The sequence below is a fragment of the Colwellia chukchiensis genome, assembly GCF_002104455.1.
Lineage (GTDB): Bacteria > Pseudomonadota > Gammaproteobacteria > Enterobacterales > Alteromonadaceae > Cognaticolwellia > Cognaticolwellia chukchiensis.
Window position 1 is genome coordinate 451903 of sequence record NZ_NBOC01000001.1, and the last position, 18096, is coordinate 469998.

14 protein-coding genes are annotated in these 18096 nt (G+C 42.2%); 13 read left to right on the plus strand and 1 reads right to left on the minus strand.

Annotated features, from left to right (window positions below; genetic code table 11):
* Window positions 1-206: 206 nt before the first annotated feature.
* The 3 genes from B6K83_RS02040 (at window position 207) to B6K83_RS02050 (ending at window position 2248) form a co-directional block, all read left to right on the plus strand.
* Complete coding sequence (locus tag B6K83_RS02040) at window positions 207-755, plus strand: elongation factor P hydroxylase (RefSeq protein ID WP_085282733.1); 549 nt, start codon at window positions 207-209, stop codon at window positions 753-755.
* A gap of 16 nt (window positions 756-771) precedes the next feature.
* Complete coding sequence (locus B6K83_RS02045; RefSeq protein ID WP_085282735.1) at window positions 772-1905, plus strand: ATP-NAD kinase family protein; 1134 nt, start codon at window positions 772-774, stop codon at window positions 1903-1905.
* A 67-nt stretch (window positions 1906-1972) separates the two neighbouring features.
* Window positions 1973-2248 carry a YfcL family protein gene (locus B6K83_RS02050; RefSeq protein ID WP_085282737.1) on the plus strand — a complete coding sequence of 92 codons (276 nt, stop codon included), beginning with the start codon at window positions 1973-1975 and terminating at the stop codon, window positions 2246-2248.
* 176 nt (window positions 2249-2424) lie between these two features.
* On the opposite strand, the gene mnmC is transcribed toward B6K83_RS02050, so the two are convergent.
* A complete protein-coding gene (gene mnmC, locus B6K83_RS02055; RefSeq protein ID WP_233143778.1) occupies window positions 2425-4467 on the minus strand; it encodes a bifunctional tRNA (5-methylaminomethyl-2-thiouridine)(34)-methyltransferase MnmD/FAD-dependent 5-carboxymethylaminomethyl-2-thiouridine(34) oxidoreductase MnmC in 2043 nt (680 codons plus the stop codon).
* Window positions 4468-4637: 170 nt separating this feature from the next.
* On the opposite strand from mnmC, the gene fabB reads away from it, so the two are divergent.
* From fabB to purF, 10 genes are all read left to right on the plus strand, one after another.
* Window positions 4638-5852 carry a beta-ketoacyl-ACP synthase I gene (gene fabB / locus B6K83_RS02060; protein WP_085282741.1) on the plus strand — a complete coding sequence of 405 codons (1215 nt, stop codon included), beginning with the start codon at window positions 4638-4640 and terminating at the stop codon, window positions 5850-5852.
* A 399-nt stretch (window positions 5853-6251) separates the two neighbouring features.
* The gene (locus tag B6K83_RS02065; protein ID WP_085282742.1) at window positions 6252-7379 is read left to right on the plus strand and encodes a 4-phosphoerythronate dehydrogenase; all 1128 of its coding nucleotides are present in this window, start codon (window positions 6252-6254) and stop codon (window positions 7377-7379) included.
* Window positions 7380-7391: 12 nt separating this feature from the next.
* Window positions 7392-8417: an aspartate-semialdehyde dehydrogenase gene (locus B6K83_RS02070; RefSeq protein ID WP_085282743.1), complete on the plus strand. Its 1026-nt coding sequence runs from the start codon at window positions 7392-7394 to the stop codon at window positions 8415-8417.
* Between the two features lie 287 nt (window positions 8418-8704).
* Window positions 8705-12115 (plus strand): FimV/HubP family polar landmark protein, encoded by a 3411-nt coding sequence (locus B6K83_RS02075; RefSeq protein WP_085282745.1) that lies wholly within the window; start codon window positions 8705-8707, stop codon window positions 12113-12115.
* Between the two features lie 115 nt (window positions 12116-12230).
* Window positions 12231-13013, plus strand: coding sequence for a tRNA pseudouridine(38-40) synthase TruA (gene truA, locus B6K83_RS02080; protein WP_085282747.1), 783 nt, complete (start codon window positions 12231-12233; stop codon window positions 13011-13013).
* A gap of 159 nt (window positions 13014-13172) precedes the next feature.
* The gene (accD, locus tag B6K83_RS02085) at window positions 13173-14030 is read left to right on the plus strand and encodes an acetyl-CoA carboxylase, carboxyltransferase subunit beta (RefSeq protein ID WP_085282749.1); all 858 of its coding nucleotides are present in this window, start codon (window positions 13173-13175) and stop codon (window positions 14028-14030) included.
* 10 nt (window positions 14031-14040) lie between these two features.
* Window positions 14041-15312: a bifunctional tetrahydrofolate synthase/dihydrofolate synthase gene (gene folC / locus B6K83_RS02090; protein WP_085282751.1), complete on the plus strand. Its 1272-nt coding sequence runs from the start codon at window positions 14041-14043 to the stop codon at window positions 15310-15312.
* A gap of 18 nt (window positions 15313-15330) precedes the next feature.
* Entirely contained in the window at window positions 15331-15966 is a 636-nt protein-coding gene (locus B6K83_RS02095; RefSeq protein WP_085282753.1) for an SPOR domain-containing protein, read from the plus strand.
* A 68-nt stretch (window positions 15967-16034) separates the two neighbouring features.
* Complete coding sequence (locus B6K83_RS02100) at window positions 16035-16517, plus strand: CvpA family protein (RefSeq protein WP_085282755.1); 483 nt, start codon at window positions 16035-16037, stop codon at window positions 16515-16517.
* Between the two features lie 33 nt (window positions 16518-16550).
* Window positions 16551-18068 (plus strand): amidophosphoribosyltransferase, encoded by a 1518-nt coding sequence (gene purF, locus B6K83_RS02105; RefSeq protein WP_085282757.1) that lies wholly within the window; start codon window positions 16551-16553, stop codon window positions 18066-18068.
* The last annotated feature ends 28 nt before the right edge of the window (window positions 18069-18096 follow it).

The following is an 18096-nucleotide window of genomic DNA, read 5'->3' on the forward strand; positions in this document are numbered from 1 at the left end:
GCGTTTATTACAGCTTTAACCTTCATGCATCGCTAGTAATCACGATGGATAACCACTAGTGCTTTGTTGCACTGTAATTAGCGTATATAAACCGCACAAGAAGCTTGTTGTGCGACTAGCTACGTTTAAATGATCCCTGTGCCAGTGCTACTTTGAACTGCCTCAATATGGATTGAACCTTATTAACTAATGATTCTTGTAAATTCATGCCGCATTGTACTCAAGATTTGATCGCCATTTTTCAGCAATTGTTTGCAAAAAAATATAACACTCGATTGGTTAAAGGTGCTGACGAGCCTGTTTATCTGCCGCGCAGTAAGCATTGTGATCACCATCAAATTATTTTTGCTCATGGCTATTACGCCAGTGCCTTACATGAAATAGCGCACTGGTGTTTAGCGGGGGCGGAACGGCGTTTATTAGAAGACTTTGGCTATTGGTATGTTCCTGATGGTCGTGATCAAAAACAGCAACAGGCGTTTGAAAAGGTTGAAATTAAGCCGCAGGCAATTGAGTGGGCGTTTTGTGTCGCGGCAGGCAAAAGGTTTGATGTTTCAACCGATAATTTATCTGGTACCGGAAAAACTGATCGTATTGCGTTTAAAAGCAAAGTTTACCAACAGGTGCAAAATTATTTAACGCGAGGCTTTCCAGCCGATGCTGAAGTATTTATTGCTGCATTGGCAAAGCACTATCAAACGCCTTATCCATTAACTGCGGCACATTTTCAATTTGACCCCGTGAGCGTGCAGTAATTAAAGAGAGTAAGCGATGAAAAACTTTAAATTAGGCTTAGTGATCAACCCGATTGCTGGTATTGGCGGTAGCGTTGCTTTAAAAGGCAGCGACGGTGACGGTGTAGCGGAGCAAGCGAAAGCTCTGGGGGCAATAGCTAAAGCTAATGCTAGGGCTGCACTGGCGTTAGAGATATTGTTACCTTATCAAGCGAACATAACCATTTATACCGTCGCTGGCGAGATGGGTGAACAAACGGCAAAAGCGCTAGGTTTTGCCACGCAAGTTATTTATCAGCCCGATAGTGAACAAACCACAGCGCTTGATACCGAGCAGGCAGTACAGGCCTTAATGGCGCAAGAGGTTGATTTGTTATTATTTGCTGGTGGTGATGGCACGGCGCGTAATGTTTGCCATATTGTCGGTGATCGTTTCCCTGTGTTGGGCATTCCTGCTGGCTGTAAAATTCATTCTGGCGTTTATGCGATCACGCCAAAAGCGGCGGGTCGGGTGGTAGAGCTAATGGTGACTAATCAATTAGTCAGTTTAACCGATGCCGATGTCATGGATATTGATGAAAGCTTATTTCGTCAGGGCGTTGTTAAAGCGAAGCGCTTTGGCGAAATGCAGGTACCGTCAGAATTGCGCTATATTCAAGCGGTAAAGTCTGGCGGCAAAGAGTCAGATGAATTGGTTTTACAAGATATTGCCGCTGATATAATTGCGCGCATGGATGATGAGCTTTTCATTATTGGCTCAGGATCAACCACGGCCTTTTTGATGGAAGAGTTAGCGCTAAGCAACACCTTATTAGGTGTTGATGCCGTATGTCAGCAAGAACTGATTAGCAATGACTTAACAGAGCCAGAATTATGGCAATTACTCAAGCAATACCCGCAAGATAAAGTGAAATTGGTGATCACACTGATTGGCGGACAAGGGCATATATTTGGTCGCGGCAACCAGCAATTAAGCCCGCGCGTAATTCGCGCCATAGGCAAAGACAATATTTTAGTGATAGCCACGAAAACGAAATTAAATGCACTACAAGCAAGGCCACTGATTGCTGATACCGGCGATAGTGAGCTTGATATCGACTTATCTGGGTATATCGCTGTTATAACGGGTTATAATGACCAAGTGTTATATCCGGTAGCAAGCCCGCAATAAAAACTTACTTTAATAACCAATATTAGGCAACGTTGAGCCGCTTGCCTATAACGACGTGGAAGAAAATATGCAATTTAAAAACCTTACGGCTTTATATGATTATCTAGATCAGCAAGTCGCACAAGATGTCAGTGCAGATGAACTTTTTGCTGGCAGTTACTTGCGTGGCTTTATTAGTTTAGCGGGCAGCGAGTATGGCGATGAGTCGCAACCATTAACGGCACAGTTGGCCGAAAATATCAGTGCAAAATTGCTAGCGGCACGCGGTGAGCTTAACCCGCAAGATAGACAAATTGTGCAAAACTATTGGCAGCAATTACAAGTTGCGTTTAATCGCCAATAACATTATCACCTACTCTCTGCTGGTTTAAATAGCTTGTTGTTGCGCAGCGTGAAATCTTAATAATCCGCTATTGTGCAATCAAGCGCTTTGTTTTTACTTGATTGTACAGTTGCAATAACGCCTGAACTACAAAAAGCTTAATTTAGCAAGCCGCCGTACTGAGTAGTTTATGGTGCCTAATCGGCTGCTTTTGTCGTACCGGATGAGTCAAATTTTCGACGAATAATATCGCGGATAATAAAGCGATTTGGTGCTAGGTTAAATAATTGCTCATTATTCAGTGGGTAAGGAGTGCCACAAATGTCAGCACTTAAAATTTCCGCGAGTAAAGGCGCACTACACAACCCTCGCGCACCGAGTCCGGTCAGCAAATAAAGATTATCAATGACAGGTGTGCTTTCATGGTAGCGCCAGTGCTTATCTTTGCTTAAGTGTGCGTACTGAGTTTTATGGGCTTGAATGTCAGGCATAGCACCGACAACAGGTAAGTGATCAGGGGTCATGCAGCGTAATCGCGCTTTGCTACTTACAATGTCAGTAAGTTGCCATGAGCTAATACCTGGCAGGCATTTGTTAAGCATGTCGAGATTAAACTTGTCATCTTCAGCTTTACTCGTAATATCAAAGCTATCTTTTTGAAAAGTGGCGCCGATACAGTGCAGATTATTATTAGCGGGAGTTACATAGCCTTTATGGCAAATTACTGTGCTCAATTTTGCCATTTTTTCATTGCTAGCAAGATTACTTACTTGACCCCGTACCGAACTTAGCGGCATTTGCTTAATAATATTCAATGGGATACCTTGTGCTCCGCCACAATAAACCACGACGCTGGCGGTGTAGTCTTTTGTTGCACTGTGCAGTCGCCATTTACCGTTTGCTTGTTGGCTAATTTTATCGATATGGCAGCCTGTTTCGATTTTTAGCCTATGGGTAGCCTGTGCCGCGTTAAATATTTGTTTTACTAATTGTCCAGGGGCGAGCCAGCCGGCATTGGGAAAAAATAAGCCGCCGTCATCCAATGCGATATTAGCCAGTTGACTGGCTTGTACTTTATTGACGCTGTGTACTAAGTCTTTTGGCCAAACACTGGTGTTGGCAAATTGTTGTTGTCGTTTTGTTAACGCCGGTTTATACGATATTTCCAATAAGCCACACCAGTCGTGATCAAAATCAAACCCTTGCGCCTTAATGTTTTTATAATACTGACACGCGTAATTGAATGCCTGTTGATAAAATAAACTAATATCATCTGTCTGTTGATGGATCAGCGGGTATAAAGCGCCGATATGGTTACTTGAAGCCCCTTGCGCTACGCTAAAATCTTGACAGTAAACGCTTACTTTAACCCCTGCTTTTGTTAAAGCGTAAGCCGCGCACGCAGCAGCGATGCCACCACCAATAATGCTAACATGTTGAGGCTTCGCTATCATGGGGCGCTGTTGATAGCCTTTTCCTGAGTGCGGATTATGCTGAAAAATAGCGTGTAGCATTTCATTTTTTTTACCAAAAGCCGGGCGCTTTTCGACTCTAAAGCCGGCGGCAACTAGTTGACGCCTTACTTGGCCCGATACGGTAAAGGTAGCCAAGGTTGCTTGCTCTTTTGATAGTCGCGTAATTTGTTGAAAGAGTGCTGGCTGCCACATATCTGGATTTTTTGCCGGCGCAAAGCCATCGAGAAACCATGCATCGACAAGCGCTGAGTGTGGCTGGTTTTGGTGTGATAATAAGCTGGTTAACCCTTGGGTGGCATCTTTAAATATTAAGCTCAGGGTTACCGCGCCCTGAAAAAATGTTAAATCAATATCCTGATCCGGTTGCTCTGGGTACTGACTAATCAGTGCTTGACTCAGCTCGGAAAATTGAGGGAACAGCTTTAGCGATTGAGCTAACTGTGCCTTTGATAACGGGTACTTTTCAACACTAATGAAATGCAAATGAGTGCTTATCGCAGGGTTTGACTGATCTGTAGCTGATTTTTGCCAAATTTTCTTTAAAATATTTAGTGTTAACAAAAAGTTAAGGCCGGTGCCAAAACCGGTTTCAGCAATGACGAAGGTTTTTGGACCTTTGGCTAGTCTGGCAGTAATATTGTTACCGTTAATAAATACGCATTCACTTTGCTGCGTTCCTTGGCTGATATCAAAATAAATATCATTAAATCGATTTGAATAAGGACTGCCATCGTGCTGAAAGCTAACCTTTGTTTGATCAATCACAATATTCCCATCTTTCGTTCGTTGTAAAAAAAAGTTATTTTATCAGTTATTACAATGGGCTGTCAGAGACTTTTAGTTGCTCAGTGTACAAGTGTACGCTGGACAGACCAGTATAGCGGGCAAAAGTCTGTATGATACGCCCAGATTTTTAATTGAATATGGTTATTTAGATGAAACGTGTAGTTATCACCGGATTAGGTATTGTATCAAGTATTGGTAATGATGCAGAAGAAGTATTAGCGTCATTACAAACAGGACGTTCAGGTATTACCCGTGCCGAAAGTTTTGCCGAGAAAGGTTTACGCAGTCAAGTTTGGGGCAAGCCTGAAATTACAGTAAAAGACCACATTGACCGCAAAGCATTACGTTTTATGGGTGAAGCATCTGCTTATGCCTATATCGCCATGGATCAAGCAATTAAAGATTCAAAATTAAGCCCAGAGCAAGTGTCAAATATTCGTACCGGTATTGTGGCCGGCTCAGGTGGGGCGTCTTCTGAAAACGTGGTTAGCTCTGCTGACACTCTGCGTGAAAAAGGCGTTAAACGTGTTGGCCCTTATGCGGTGCCTAAAACCATGTCTAGCACTATCTCGGCATGTTTAGCGACCCCGTTTAAAATTCTTGGTGTTAACTATTCAATTAGCTCAGCGTGTGCAACCAGTGCTCATTGTATTGGTCATGCGGCAGAGTTGATCCAGTTAGGCAAGCAAGATGTTGTATTTGCTGGCGGTGGCGAAGAAGTGCACTGGTCGTTAGCCATGATGTTTGATGGTATGGGCGCCTTGTCATCTAAATATAATGACACGCCAGAGCAAGCATCGCGCACCTATGATGCCGACCGTGATGGTTTTGTTATTTCTGGTGGTGGCGGTATGGTGGTGGTTGAAGAACTTGAACACGCCTTAGCGCGTGGTGCCCACATTTATGCAGAGATTGTTGGCTATGGTGCAACCTCAGATGGCTTTGATATGGTAGCGCCAAGTGGTGAAGGGGCGATTCGTTGTATGCAACAAGCCATGCAAGGTGTTGACGCTAAAGTTGATTATTTAAATACCCATGGCACATCGACACCTGTTGGTGATGTGAAAGAGCTTGGGGCTATTCAAGCAGTGTTTGGTGAAGACTCACCGGCGATCAGTGCCACAAAAGCCATGACAGGCCATGCCTTAGGGGCGGCAGGGGTACATGAAGCGATTTATTCATTGCTGATGATGGAGCATAATTTTGTTGCGCCATCAATTAATGTCAACACCTTGGACGAGCAAGCACAAGGTTTAGATATAGTGACAGAAAAGCGTGATAGTGAGCTTAACTTAGTGATGTCAAATAGCTTTGGTTTTGGCGGCACTAATGCCACTTTATTGATGCAAAAATATAAAAGCTAAGTTAACCCCCGTTTTAACTCACTTTTAAACAAGCCGCTAATTTTAGCGGCTTGTTTGTTTATTGCTTGTTTAGTTTTGTTCTTTTTATTTGAGTTCTTGGTTACAATAGTGCGCCTATCCGGCTTAATTAACGGATATAAGCGTAGCTGCCTTGACCATCGATTATTACTTGTGATGAGTTAGGTCAGTATTTATCTTAGGCTATTTAAACATTTTTCAAAGCGCAATTAACCACTTCAAAAATTAAGCGAGTTAGCCGCTGCTTCATGACTAAGTTTTGTTAATCAATAAGCCATGCACAATATTGCTCTATCAGGTCTGAGTAGGAAAGTTATGATCAACAATGCCGCTTATAACTGATGAAATAAGATGATAATTTGACGCTCAAGGATGCGTACAATGAATATTTATTATGATGAAAATATGCCATTTGCTGCCGAGTTTTTTGCAGAGCTTGGCACTTTAACCGCGTTTTCCGGTCGATGTTTACAAGCCCAAGATATCAGTGATGCCGACGTATTGTTGGTTCGTTCCATTAGCCAAGTCAATCAGGCGTTATTAAAAGATAATCAGCGGTTACGTTTTGTTGGCACAGCGACCATAGGTGTTGATCATATTGATCAAGCCTATTTAGCCGCTCGCAATATTCAATTTTCTTCAGCGCCCGGCTGTAATGCGGTGTCAGTTGCTGAATATGTGTTAAGCGCGTTAGTGGTATTGGCTGAGCGCTATTTATTCACGCTAGCGGATTTAACTGTCGGCATTGTTGGTGCGGGTAATACCGGCTCAAGACTCAGTGAAAAGCTAAGTGCATTAAATATTAAGCATGTATTGTGTGACCCTATCTTGGCGCAAAACCCCGATGACCAACGACAGTATGTCACGCTTGAGCAAGCGCTAGAGTGCGATGTGGTGTCACTGCATGTGCCGTTAACACGCGCCGGCGAGCACGCCACCTATCATTTATTAGATGCCGAGCGGTTGGCAAAACTTAGTGATCAGCAAATACTGATTAATGCCTGTCGCGGTGAAGTTATCGATAATGCTGCCTTGTTAAAGTTGAAGCAACAAGGACAGGGTGTGAAGCTAGTATTGGATGTTTGGGAGCATGAACCTGACATTTTAATGCCCTTAATTGATTATTGTGAGATCAGCACCGCCCATATTGCTGGTTATAGCTTAGAAGGAAAAGCTCGTGGCACAGAAATTTTGTATCGGGCATTATGCAAACAGCTTGCTATTTTACCCAATAAGCAGTTGAAAGACTTTTTGCCGGTGCCGGCAATTAGCAGCGTAAAAATAAATTCACCGATTGATGAATTACTACTAAACCAACTGGTAAAAATGGTATACGATGTCAGGCGAGACGATGCAATTTTTCGTCAACAAATTAATACTCAAGGCTTCGATTATATCAGGAAAACCTACCCAGCTCGCAGGGAGTTTTCATCATTATCCGTGGCCTTGAATAATTCATTGAATCTAGCGATGCCCAATCAGCTAGGATTCAACTTTAATATTCAATAAAGAGAGAGGAACATGGCACAGAAATTTGATGTTTGCGTATTAGGTGCAACAGGCTTAGTTGGTAAAACTATCATTGAAATACTTGAACAACGCGACTTTCCCATAAATAAACTTTATCCATTGGCGAGTGCTCGCTCTGCGGGTGGCTTTATCGAGTTTAACGGCGAAAGTATTGAAGTATTAGATGCCGACAATTTTGATTGGAGCCAAGCGCAAATAGGCTTCTTTTCTGCTGGTGGTGCTATATCGGCCAAATATGCGCCTATAGCCGGTGATGCTGGCTGTATTGTCATCGATAATACTTCAGAGTTTCGTTACGATGCAGATGTACCCTTAGTGGTGCCAGAAGTTAATCCACAAGCGCTGGCGGAATACCGTAACCGTAACATCATTGCCAATCCAAATTGTTCTACCATACAAATGCTCATGGCGTTAAAGCCTATTTATGATGAAGTGGGTATTTCACGCGTTAATGTTAGCACGTATCAGTCGGTGTCAGGTGGTGGTAAAGAAGCCATGGATGAATTAGCGAAGCAAACCTCAGATTTATTATGTGGTAAGCCCGTGGAATCGAAAAACTTTTCACGTCAAATTGCCTTTAATGTCATTCCACAAATTGATGTGTTTCTTGAAAATGGCTACACCAAAGAAGAAATGAAAATGGTCTGGGAAACCAAAAAAATATTAGGTGATGACAATGTGTTAGTTAACCCTACCGCGGTGCGTGTGCCTGTTTTCTTTGGTCATGGCGAATCGCTTCACATTGAAACCAATGCACCAATTTCTGCAGAAGCAGTAAAAGAGTTGTTAAGCAATGCTCCGGGCTTAGTGGTTTGTCATAATGATGAAGACTTCCCAACCCAAATTGGTGATGCTAGCGGCAAAGATGAAACTTATGTTGGCCGTATTCGTGAAGATATTAGCCATAACAGTGGTATTAATATGTGGATAGTGGCAGATAATGTGCGAAAAGGGGCAGCCACTAATAGCGTGCAAATTGCAGAATTGCTCATCAAAGACCACCTTAGTGAATATTAACCTAAGTTAAGTTGCCGATTTATTAAAGAAAAATTAAAACCCGTCGTTATAATAAACGATGGGTTTTTTGTTTTTAGATACTGACAATTTCACTGCATTGCTATGACTAATTTCAATTTAGCGATATGATAGTTTTACTGCAACAGTTGGCAATTTGCGCAACAAATAGCATTATTTATGCAAGCAGGTAAAGCAAATTAACTTATTGGAATAATTTTTGCTTCGCATTCACCTGACTTGGACTCGTCAATCTACTGGCGAATAATTATTATAAATAGGAATTTTTAATGCAAAAAATTTTACGCCTGTGCCTATGGCAGGTACTTTTTATTAGCATTAGCTGTTTTAGTCTACCTATTTCCGCAGAAGAAAGCGGTATACGCATTCGCGGTCCAAAAGCAAGCGATGCCTTCCCTTATGATCGCTATGGACCGATAACAGGTAAAGATACCCTGTGGAATATTGCCTTAAAAGTTCGACCTGATCCGCGTTTTTCGGTATACCAAGTAATGCAGGCACTATTTGAAACCAACCCAGACGCCTTCAAAGAAAATAACTTCAATCATATGGTGAGTGGTCAGTATTTAAAGATCCCAACCATTGACGTTATTAGAGCTATTAATCCAGAAATTGCCCAGCAAAAATCTCGTCAAGATGATCAAATGTGGCAGAAAAAAGTGGTAAAAGTGGCGGCAAAAAAACCACAAACACCAGCACAAATATCCGTTAATAAACAAGACTTAGAAGCGGCTAAGTCAGAAATCAATGTGCAACTTCAAGCCATTGACAGCACGCAACAACAAAGGCTTGCCACCATTCAAAACGATGTTTTAGATTCCATTGATGGTTTGCAGAGCTTATTAAAAGAAAACGAAGCTTTACGCCAACGCCTTGGTCGATTTAATGACCAACTTGATGTTATGCAGCAAGAAGTTGCCAAGGGCAAAGAGATCAAGCTGCAAATGGATAACATGTTAGCCTTGCAGCAAGAGCTATTGGCCAAAGCTGAGGCCAGAGAGCAAGCATTATTATTAGCGAAACAAAAAGCTGAACTAGAACAAAATAGTTTAATGTCAAGCGCTTGGTTTGTTGCACTGATGGCGACGTTGCCAGCCGTGCTTGTATTGTCAATTATTGCTTGGCTTTGGCGAAAAAGAGCGAGCAAAACCCATGACAATGACAATAAAGACAGCAAAGCACCCGCAGCGCCCGCAGCGGAAACCGAAAATAAAGCCACAGCGGTAGCTGATAACGATGAGGATAAACTCGCCCTTGATGATGACTTAGACTTGGGCGATGAGTTAACACTTGATGATGAACTGGCAATCGACTTATCAGAAATAGATGACGCAGATGAAGATCTATTCTCAGATAGTCTAGACAGCGCTGATGATGATGTTATAGCACTAGATGATGACCTAGATGACTTAGATGATCTTGAAGATATTTCTTTAGATACCATAGCGTTAGATGAAAGTTTAGAAGAAGATGATGTTTTAGAAGGTGGGCAGTTAAATCAAGATGACTTAGATTCTTTATTTGCCGGCTTAGAAGATGAGCCGAGCGAAGATGAGCAAGATGAAGCCATTATTGCGAGCCCTGAACAAAGTGCGCTAGCAGACGAAGCAGATGAAAGCACAGTAGTACCGGAAAATGCCGTTGAAGATATCGACGCCTTGTTAGATGCCGCAAGTGAAGAAGTTGATAGCGCTGCATCATTTGCGGCTAATCAAGATGAAGGTAACAATAACGCCGATCAGCCAGAAATTTCAGATCCCGATGATATTGATGCTTTGCTAGATGTAGCAAGTGAAGAAGTCGAGAATGCAGAATCGTTAGCCGATAATCAAAAAGACGATAATAACGCTGATCAACAAGAAATTTCAGACCCCGATGATATCGACGCCTTATTAGACGCCATTGGCACAACCAGTGCAGACGATAGCAAGCAGGACAATGATGCCAGCCTAGTTGAAGATAGCAATGAGGACGAGCAACAAGAAATTTCAGACCCCGATGATATTGACGCCTTATTAGACGCCATTGGCACTACCAGTGCAGACGATAGCAAGCAGGACAATGATGCCAGCCTAGTTGAAGATAGCAATAAGGATGAGCAACAAGAAATTTCAGACCCCGATGATATTGACGCCTTATTAGACGCCATTGGCACAACCAGTGCAGACGATAGCAAGCAGGACAATGATGCCAGCCTAGTTGAAGATAGCAATGAGGATGAGCAACAAGAAGTTTCAGACCCCGATGATATCGACGCCTTATTAGACGCCATTGGCACAACCAGTGCAGACGATAGCAAGCAGGACAATGATGCCAGCCTAGTTGAAGATAGCAATGAGGATGAGCAACAAGAAGTTTCAGACCCCGATGATATCGACGCCTTATTAGACGCCATTGGCACAACCAGTGCAGACGATAGCAAGCAAGAAAATGATGTCAGCCTAGTTGAAGATAGCAATGAAGATGTGCAACAAGAAGTTTCAGACCCCGATGATATCGACGCCTTATTAGACGCCATTGGCACAACCAGTGCAGACGATAGCAAGCAAGAAAATGATGCCAGCCTAGTTGAAGATAGCAATGAGGATGTGCAACAAGGAGTTTCAGACCCCGATGATATCGACGCGTTATTAGATGTAGATAATGATGACGAGGCTGCGGCCACTTCTAATGAAGAAAATACCCATAAGCCAGCAGCTGAAAACTCTCAGCGCATTGATAACTTTACTGATGAATACGTGCAATCTTTTATCGATACTGACTTTTCCGAGTTACGAGATAATGAAGCCGGTGACGAGGCTACAAACCTAACATCAGCTAGTGAAGAGACTAGTCTTGCCGATGATTTTGATATAGATGCCTTAATCGATGAAGTTAATCAAGACCAACAAGATGACACTGCGCTAGACCTAGACATAGGTGACGAGCTTCTTGACACCGATTTAGCGAATGAAGCGCAGTCAGAAGAAGATTCGAGCGTTATTGACGATGAAACACTAGCGGCATTATCAGGTGATTTTGATGAGTCAACCTTAGCGCAGCTACTCGATGAAGAAAAAGCACCAGAAGGCCTAGTGGATAACTCACTAGATTTTAATGACAGCACGGTATTAGCGGATCTACTGGCCGATGATTTAGATGGCAATATTGAGGCCGATGAAGCTGCGGAAGCGCCTAAAGACAACGTCGAAGAGGCCGAAGGCATTAAAGAGCTTGATAACCTAGACTTTGATGACTTATTGGCCAATATAGAACAAGAAACTCAATCAGATGAGTCTCAACGCGATACGGCCGATGATGACTTTGAAATAGGTGATGACTTTGAGTTTGAAAATATTGAACCTGACACCGAGTCTAACGAGCAAGAGCAAGATAAAGACTTTATTTCTGTTGATGATTTACTATCAGATAGCCTACTTGATGATAAGCCAACAGAGCCCTATGAAAAAATGAACATTGATGTCGGCCTTGGCGAGTTTCCTGAATTTGCAGGCGACTTAAGTGTTGAAGATATCGACGATGATGAGCAAGGAATGGCGGCAAAACTAGATTTAGCCAAGGTGTATATTGAAATTGGTGATTATGAAAATGCCGAAGTTATTCTCCAAGATGTGGTTAAAGCAGGGGATGCACAGCAACAATACGATGCCCAGCAATTATTAGATAACTTACCAAGCTAAGGCAGCTAAAACGTGCTATTGGCTGTTAGGTTAATTTTCCATATTATTTAACAGCCAGATGGTAAGGATTAGTAAAATAATAGATAATGCCCGCACTTTAGCAGTGGAGGATAAAATGCGTTACGCTTTGGGCATAGAATATGATGGTAGTAACTACTATGGTTGGCAACGACAAAAGCAGGTGATCAGTGTTCAAGAAACACTGGAAAAAGCGTTGTCAAAAATTGCTAATGAACCGATAGAAGTAGTATGTGCAGGGCGCACAGATACAGGCGTGAATGCCACTAATCAGGTTGTTCACTTTGACACAAAAAAAGTACGTAAAGATGTGGCTTGGACATTAGGTGTAAACACCAACTTACCCAAAGATATCGCTGTGTCATGGGTAAAAGCTGTGCCAGATGACTTTCACGCCCGTTTTAGTGCAACGGCAAGGCGGTATCGCTATATTATCAATAACAGCCGCTTGCGCTCAGCTATTTTGAGTACAGGTATTAGCTTTTGCCACTACCCGTTAAATGAAAACTTAATGCACCAAGCGGCGCAGCAACTTGTTGGTCGTCATGATTTTACATCATTTCGCACAGTACATTGTCAGTCTCATTCTGCTATTCGTACCTTGTATCATTGTAATGTTACACGCCAAGGGGAGTTTATTATTATTGATGTGAAAGGGAATGCCTTTTTACATCATATGGTGCGTAATATTGCCGGCAGTTTAATGAAAATTGGCCAAGAGTTACAACCTGTGAGTTGGCTCAAAGAAGTGTTGGCGGCAAAAAATCGTTGTGTTGCCGGCATTACCGCACCGTCAGCGGGGCTTTATTTTGTTGATGTTGATTACCCAGAAGCGTTTGCCATTCCAAAGCGTAGCCCAGGACCCTTGTTTCTACTATAATCAATAAATAATAAAGAAAACAGACCAGTTTTTTCTATAATTATGTAGGTGTTCTATGGTCTAATTCCAAGTTATATTTGTATTCTGTAAAAATTTTATATTTAGTGGTTGTATTTTAAGCAACTATTAGGTTTTTCGTGCATAGGCAAAAAATATATTATGAGCTGGATTGAAAAAATTCTCCCGAAAGCAAAATCGACACAAAAACGCAATATCCCTGAAGGTGTGTGGAGTAAGTGTACTAGCTGTAATGCAGTGCTGTACCGAGTCGAATTAGAGCGCCAAATGTCGGTGTGTCCAAAATGTGATCATCATATGCGTATATCTGCGCGTAAACGTATTGACGGCTTTCTTGATCAAGGTGAGCGGGTTGAATTAGGTGAAGAATTTGAAGCACAAGATATTCTAAAGTTTAAAGACTCTAAGCGTTACAAAGATCGTATTTCAGCCGCACAAAAAAATACCGGTGAAAAAGATGCTTTAGTGGTGATGAAAGGTGAACTACATGGTCAGCCCATCGTTGTTGCTGCATTTGAATTTGCATTTTTAGGTGGCTCTATGGCGTCTGTTGTTGGCGCTAGGTTTGTTAAAGGGGTTGAATATTGCATTGAGCATAACCTGCCATTTGTATGCTTTTCAGCCAGTGGTGGCGCGCGTATGCAAGAGGCGTTATTTTCTTTAATGCAAATGGCAAAAACCAGTGCCGCATTGGCTAAATTGAGTGAAAAAGGTCTACCCTATGTTTCGGTGTTAACTGATCCAACCATGGGAGGGGTTTCTGCGAGTTTAGCTATGCTAGGAGATATTAACGTGGCTGAGCCCAAAGCCCTGATCGGTTTTGCCGGACCACGAGTTATTGAACAAACTGTGCGAGAAAAACTCCCTGAAGGCTTCCAACGTAGTGAGTTTTTGCAGGAAAAAGGCGCGATAGATATCATAGTTGATCGCCGTGAAATGCGCAGCACGTTAGCACGCATGCTTGCCAAGTTTATGGGACAAGATAGCCCAGCAATCTAACACAAATACCATGTCAAAAATGATTAAAGGCCATTTAGTAAGGAATAACCTTACTGAGTGGCTTTCTTATTTAGAAAATATTCACAATGTTGAAATCGAGCTCGGCTTATCGCGTATTGCTGCCGTTGCAAAAGCGTTAAATGTCGACTTAACCTCATCTGTGGTAATCACAGTTGCGGGTACCAATGGCAAAGGCACTAGTTGCGCATTTTTAGAAAATGCATTATTAGCCCAAAACATATCATGCGCTGTTTATTCCTCTCCTCACATAGAGCGTTTTAACGAGCGTTTACGCATTAATCGGGCCGAGGCAACCGATGATGCGTTTGTTAGCGCATTTGAAAAAATTGAAGCCGCGCGCGGTGATATCAGCTTAACCTACTATGAATATACAACGTTGGCGGCGTTTTTGGTGCTAATGGCTACGGCACCTGATGTGGTTATTTTAGAGGTAGGTTTAGGGGGACGATTAGATGCAACCAATATTATTGATGCTGATATTGCACTGATCACTACCATAGATTTAGATCATCAAGCATTTTTAGGGGATACCCGCGAAGCCATTGGTTTTGAAAAAGCCGGTATTATGCGGGCTAATAAGCCTGTGGTGATCGGTGACACAAATCCACCACAAAGCTTGGCTGATCATGCTAGCGCCATTGGCGCACAGCCATATTTTCGACACCATGACTTTATCGTTAACACTGAAGCAAGTGGCACTTGGCAATGGGGCAGTAGTCGTAATCAATATAGCGAACTAACGGCTTGCCATATCCCGCAAGACAACGTGGCGAGCGCCATAATGGTGTTAGACTTACTAGCGACAAAATGCCCTTTAACGTTAAGCAGCCATTTTATTAACCAGATCATCGCAGCAACTAAAGTTGCAGGGCGTATGGAAAAGTTCTCCTTTGGGTGCGATGTTATTTTGGATGTTGGTCATAATCCTCAAGCGGCACGCTATTTAGCGACGCAAGTGCAAAAGCTGTCTTACCCATGCGTACATGCGGTGTTAGGCATGCTTGCAGACAAAGATATTGAGAATACCGTAGCGCCATTATTACCTGTGGTAAAGCACTGGTATATTGGTACCCTTAATGTCCCCAGAGCGAGTGCAGCAGATAACATCGCCCAATATATGAAAAATGCCAAGCAAGTGAATTGTTTTGACAATGTTTCTCAGGCATTTAAAATGGCAATGGAAAATGCGAAAGCAACTGATCTGATACTGGTTTTTGGGTCATTTTTTACGGTTGCTGAAATAAGACGTTTATTAGTTTAGCAAAGCTTGGAGTCTATCTTGTCTACACCATTTCAAAACCGCCTAGTGGGTACTATTATTGTTGCAGCTGTTGCAATTATTTTCTTACCTGATGTACTTGATGGTGATAAAAAGACTTATCAAGATAATTTTGAAACGCTACCAAAAGCACCGCCAGTGCAACTTGCGGATGCCAAAGTAGCGTTCCCCGAAGAGAAGTTAGCTAAAATTCCAGCAAAAGTTATTAGTGATGACACGGCTTTGGATGATGTTAGTGCCGTAAACGTTGAAACCGCATTAGATGAAAAACACGTCACAGTAAGCAGCATGGCAAAAACTGCTGACTTTACCGAGACTACAAGCCAAGCTGCTGACAAAGCAGACACGCCAGTTGAAAAAGATACCACACCGAGTAAAGCCGTTGTCAAACAGGCATGGGCAATTCAACTGGGCAGCTTTCGTCATCAAAATAATGTCGACGATTTAGTGAGTAAGCTAAAGAAAGCCGGCTACACGGTTTTCACTCGACCAATAAATACGAAAAGTGGCAAGTTGACTAAAGTCTTTGTTGGCCCTGAATTAATTAAATCATCTTTAGAAAATAAACTGCCAGAACTAAAAAAATTGACGAATGTGCAAGGCAAAGTTGCACGATTTTATCCGACTAAACAATAAAATTATTAGCAAATTCTAGTCGCCTTCTGGTAGAATGCGCGCCTCTAATCAATGAGAATATTCGATTTATGGTTTGGATAGATTACGCCATTTTGGCAATCATTGGCATATCTGCTTTAATTAGCTTAGTACGAGGTTTTGTAAAAGAAGCCGTTTCCTTAATTGTTTGGATCAGTGCTTTTTTTGTCGCCAGTAATTTTTACGCTAATTTATCAACATTACTAACCAATATATCAGATCAATTGCTACGCAATGCGGCCTCAATTTCGATACTGTTTATTACAACACTTATTTTAGGCGCGCTGGTTAACTACATTATCGGCCAACTTGTTAGTCGAACCGGTCTTTCGGGTACCGATCGGTTACTTGGTATTGTCTTTGGTGCGTTGCGAGGTGTGTTAATTACCGCTGCTTTGCTATTTTTCATGGACGCATTTACGCCCGCGTCTTCGCGTCAATGGTGGCAAAACTCTCATTTAATTCCAGAATTTACATTAATAGTTGAATGGTTTTTTGAGTATCTCAAACAATCATCTAGTTTTTTAACTTAAGTCGCTAAGCTTAGTTTATCGGAGAATAAGTACATGTGTGGTATTGTTGGTATTGTTGGTCAAACCCCAGTTGGCCAAGCTTTATATGATGGTTTAACGGTGTTGCAACATCGTGGCCAAGATGCAGCCGGTATTGTGACTATTCACGATAATACCTTTAGGTTACGCAAAGGTAATGGTTTAGTGAAAGATGTTTTTCACACCCGTCATATGTTGCGATTGCAAGGAAACATAGGTATCGGTCATATTCGTTACCCTACCGCCGGAACATCAAGCTCTTCTGAAGCACAGCCGTTTTACGCCAACTCTCCTTTTGGTATTTCGTTAGCGCACAATGGTAATTTAACCAATGCTAGCGAGTTAAAAGCCTGGCTTAATACGGAAGCAAGACGACATGTAAATACCACGTCAGACTCTGAGCTTTTATTAAATATTTTAGGGCATGAATTACAAAACTCTGATCAACACACACTTGACCCAAGTGACATTTTTACCGCAATAAGCAATGTCCATAAACGTGTACGCGGCGCCTATGCCACGGTGGCACTCATTATTGGTTATGGTATGGTGGCATTTCGTGATCCAAATGGTATTCGCCCGCTGGTTTTTGGGAAACGTGAAACCGCAACAGGAACTGAGTACATGGTGGCATCTGAGTCTGTCGCTCTAGATGCGAACGAGTTTGAATTTGTCCGCGATGTAGCGCCTGGCGAAGCCATTTATTTTTCTGAGTCAGGAAAAATACATAGCCAGCAATGTGCGGAAAACCCTTCTTTTCATCCCTGTATTTTTGAGTATGTCTACTTTGCACGACCAGACTCAACCATAGATAAAATATCGGTATATGGCTCGCGCGTTGATATGGGTAAAAAACTTGGTGATAAAATTGCCAAAGAGTGGGATGACATTGATATTGATGTGGTTATCCCAATTCCAGAAACATCTTGCGATACGGCGCTTGAAATAGCTCGACACTTAGATATTCCTTACCGTCAGGGTTTTGTGAAAAACCGCTATATAGGTCGAACATTTATTATGCCAGGGCAAGAGCAACGGAAAAAGTCGGTACGTCGTAAACTTAATGCCATCAACGCCGAGTTTGTTGGCAAAAATGTGCTACTTGTTGACGACTCAATTGTTCGTGGCACAACCTCAGGACAAATCATTGAAATGGCGCGCGCTGCCGGTGCCAATAAAGTGTATTTCGCCTCTGCGGCACCAGAAATTCGCTTTCCCAATGTTTATGGAATTGATATGCCCAGTGCCAATGAGTTAATTGCCCATGGCAGAGAACTGGAAGATATTTGTCAGTTAATCGGTGCCGATAAGTTAATATTTCAAACCTTAGAAGACTTAGTTGAGGCAGTTTCAACGGCTAATCCAGATATCAAGGAGTTTGAAACCTCTGTCTTTGATGGCGAATATGTCACTAAAGATATTGATCAGCGCTATCTAGATCAACTTGATGCCTTGCGCAATAATGAAACGAAAGAAACGTCAGATAAAAATGCAGACTCTATTATTGATATGCATAATGAAGGTGCTGAGTAACAGCAGAGTTTATTACCCTTAAAAACAA

Coding starts and splice junctions, on each gene's coding strand:
- B6K83_RS02050 (WP_085282737.1), top strand. CDS start 1,973: ATGCAATTTAAAAACCTTACGGCTTTATATGATTATCTAGATCAGCAA.
- B6K83_RS02075 (WP_085282745.1), top strand. CDS start 8,705: ATGCAAAAAATTTTACGCCTGTGCCTATGGCAGGTACTTTTTATTAGC.
- folC (WP_085282751.1), top strand. CDS start 14,041: ATGTCAAAAATGATTAAAGGCCATTTAGTAAGGAATAACCTTACTGAG.
- B6K83_RS02070 (WP_085282743.1), top strand. CDS start 7,392: ATGGCACAGAAATTTGATGTTTGCGTATTAGGTGCAACAGGCTTAGTT.
- B6K83_RS02100 (WP_085282755.1), top strand. CDS start 16,035: ATGGTTTGGATAGATTACGCCATTTTGGCAATCATTGGCATATCTGCT.
- truA (WP_085282747.1), top strand. CDS start 12,231: ATGCGTTACGCTTTGGGCATAGAATATGATGGTAGTAACTACTATGGT.
- B6K83_RS02065 (WP_085282742.1), top strand. CDS start 6,252: ATGAATATTTATTATGATGAAAATATGCCATTTGCTGCCGAGTTTTTT.
- accD (WP_085282749.1), top strand. CDS start 13,173: ATGAGCTGGATTGAAAAAATTCTCCCGAAAGCAAAATCGACACAAAAA.
- fabB (WP_085282741.1), top strand. CDS start 4,638: ATGAAACGTGTAGTTATCACCGGATTAGGTATTGTATCAAGTATTGGT.
- purF (WP_085282757.1), top strand. CDS start 16,551: ATGTGTGGTATTGTTGGTATTGTTGGTCAAACCCCAGTTGGCCAAGCT.
- B6K83_RS02040 (WP_085282733.1), top strand. CDS start 207: ATGCCGCATTGTACTCAAGATTTGATCGCCATTTTTCAGCAATTGTTT.
- B6K83_RS02045 (WP_085282735.1), top strand. CDS start 772: ATGAAAAACTTTAAATTAGGCTTAGTGATCAACCCGATTGCTGGTATT.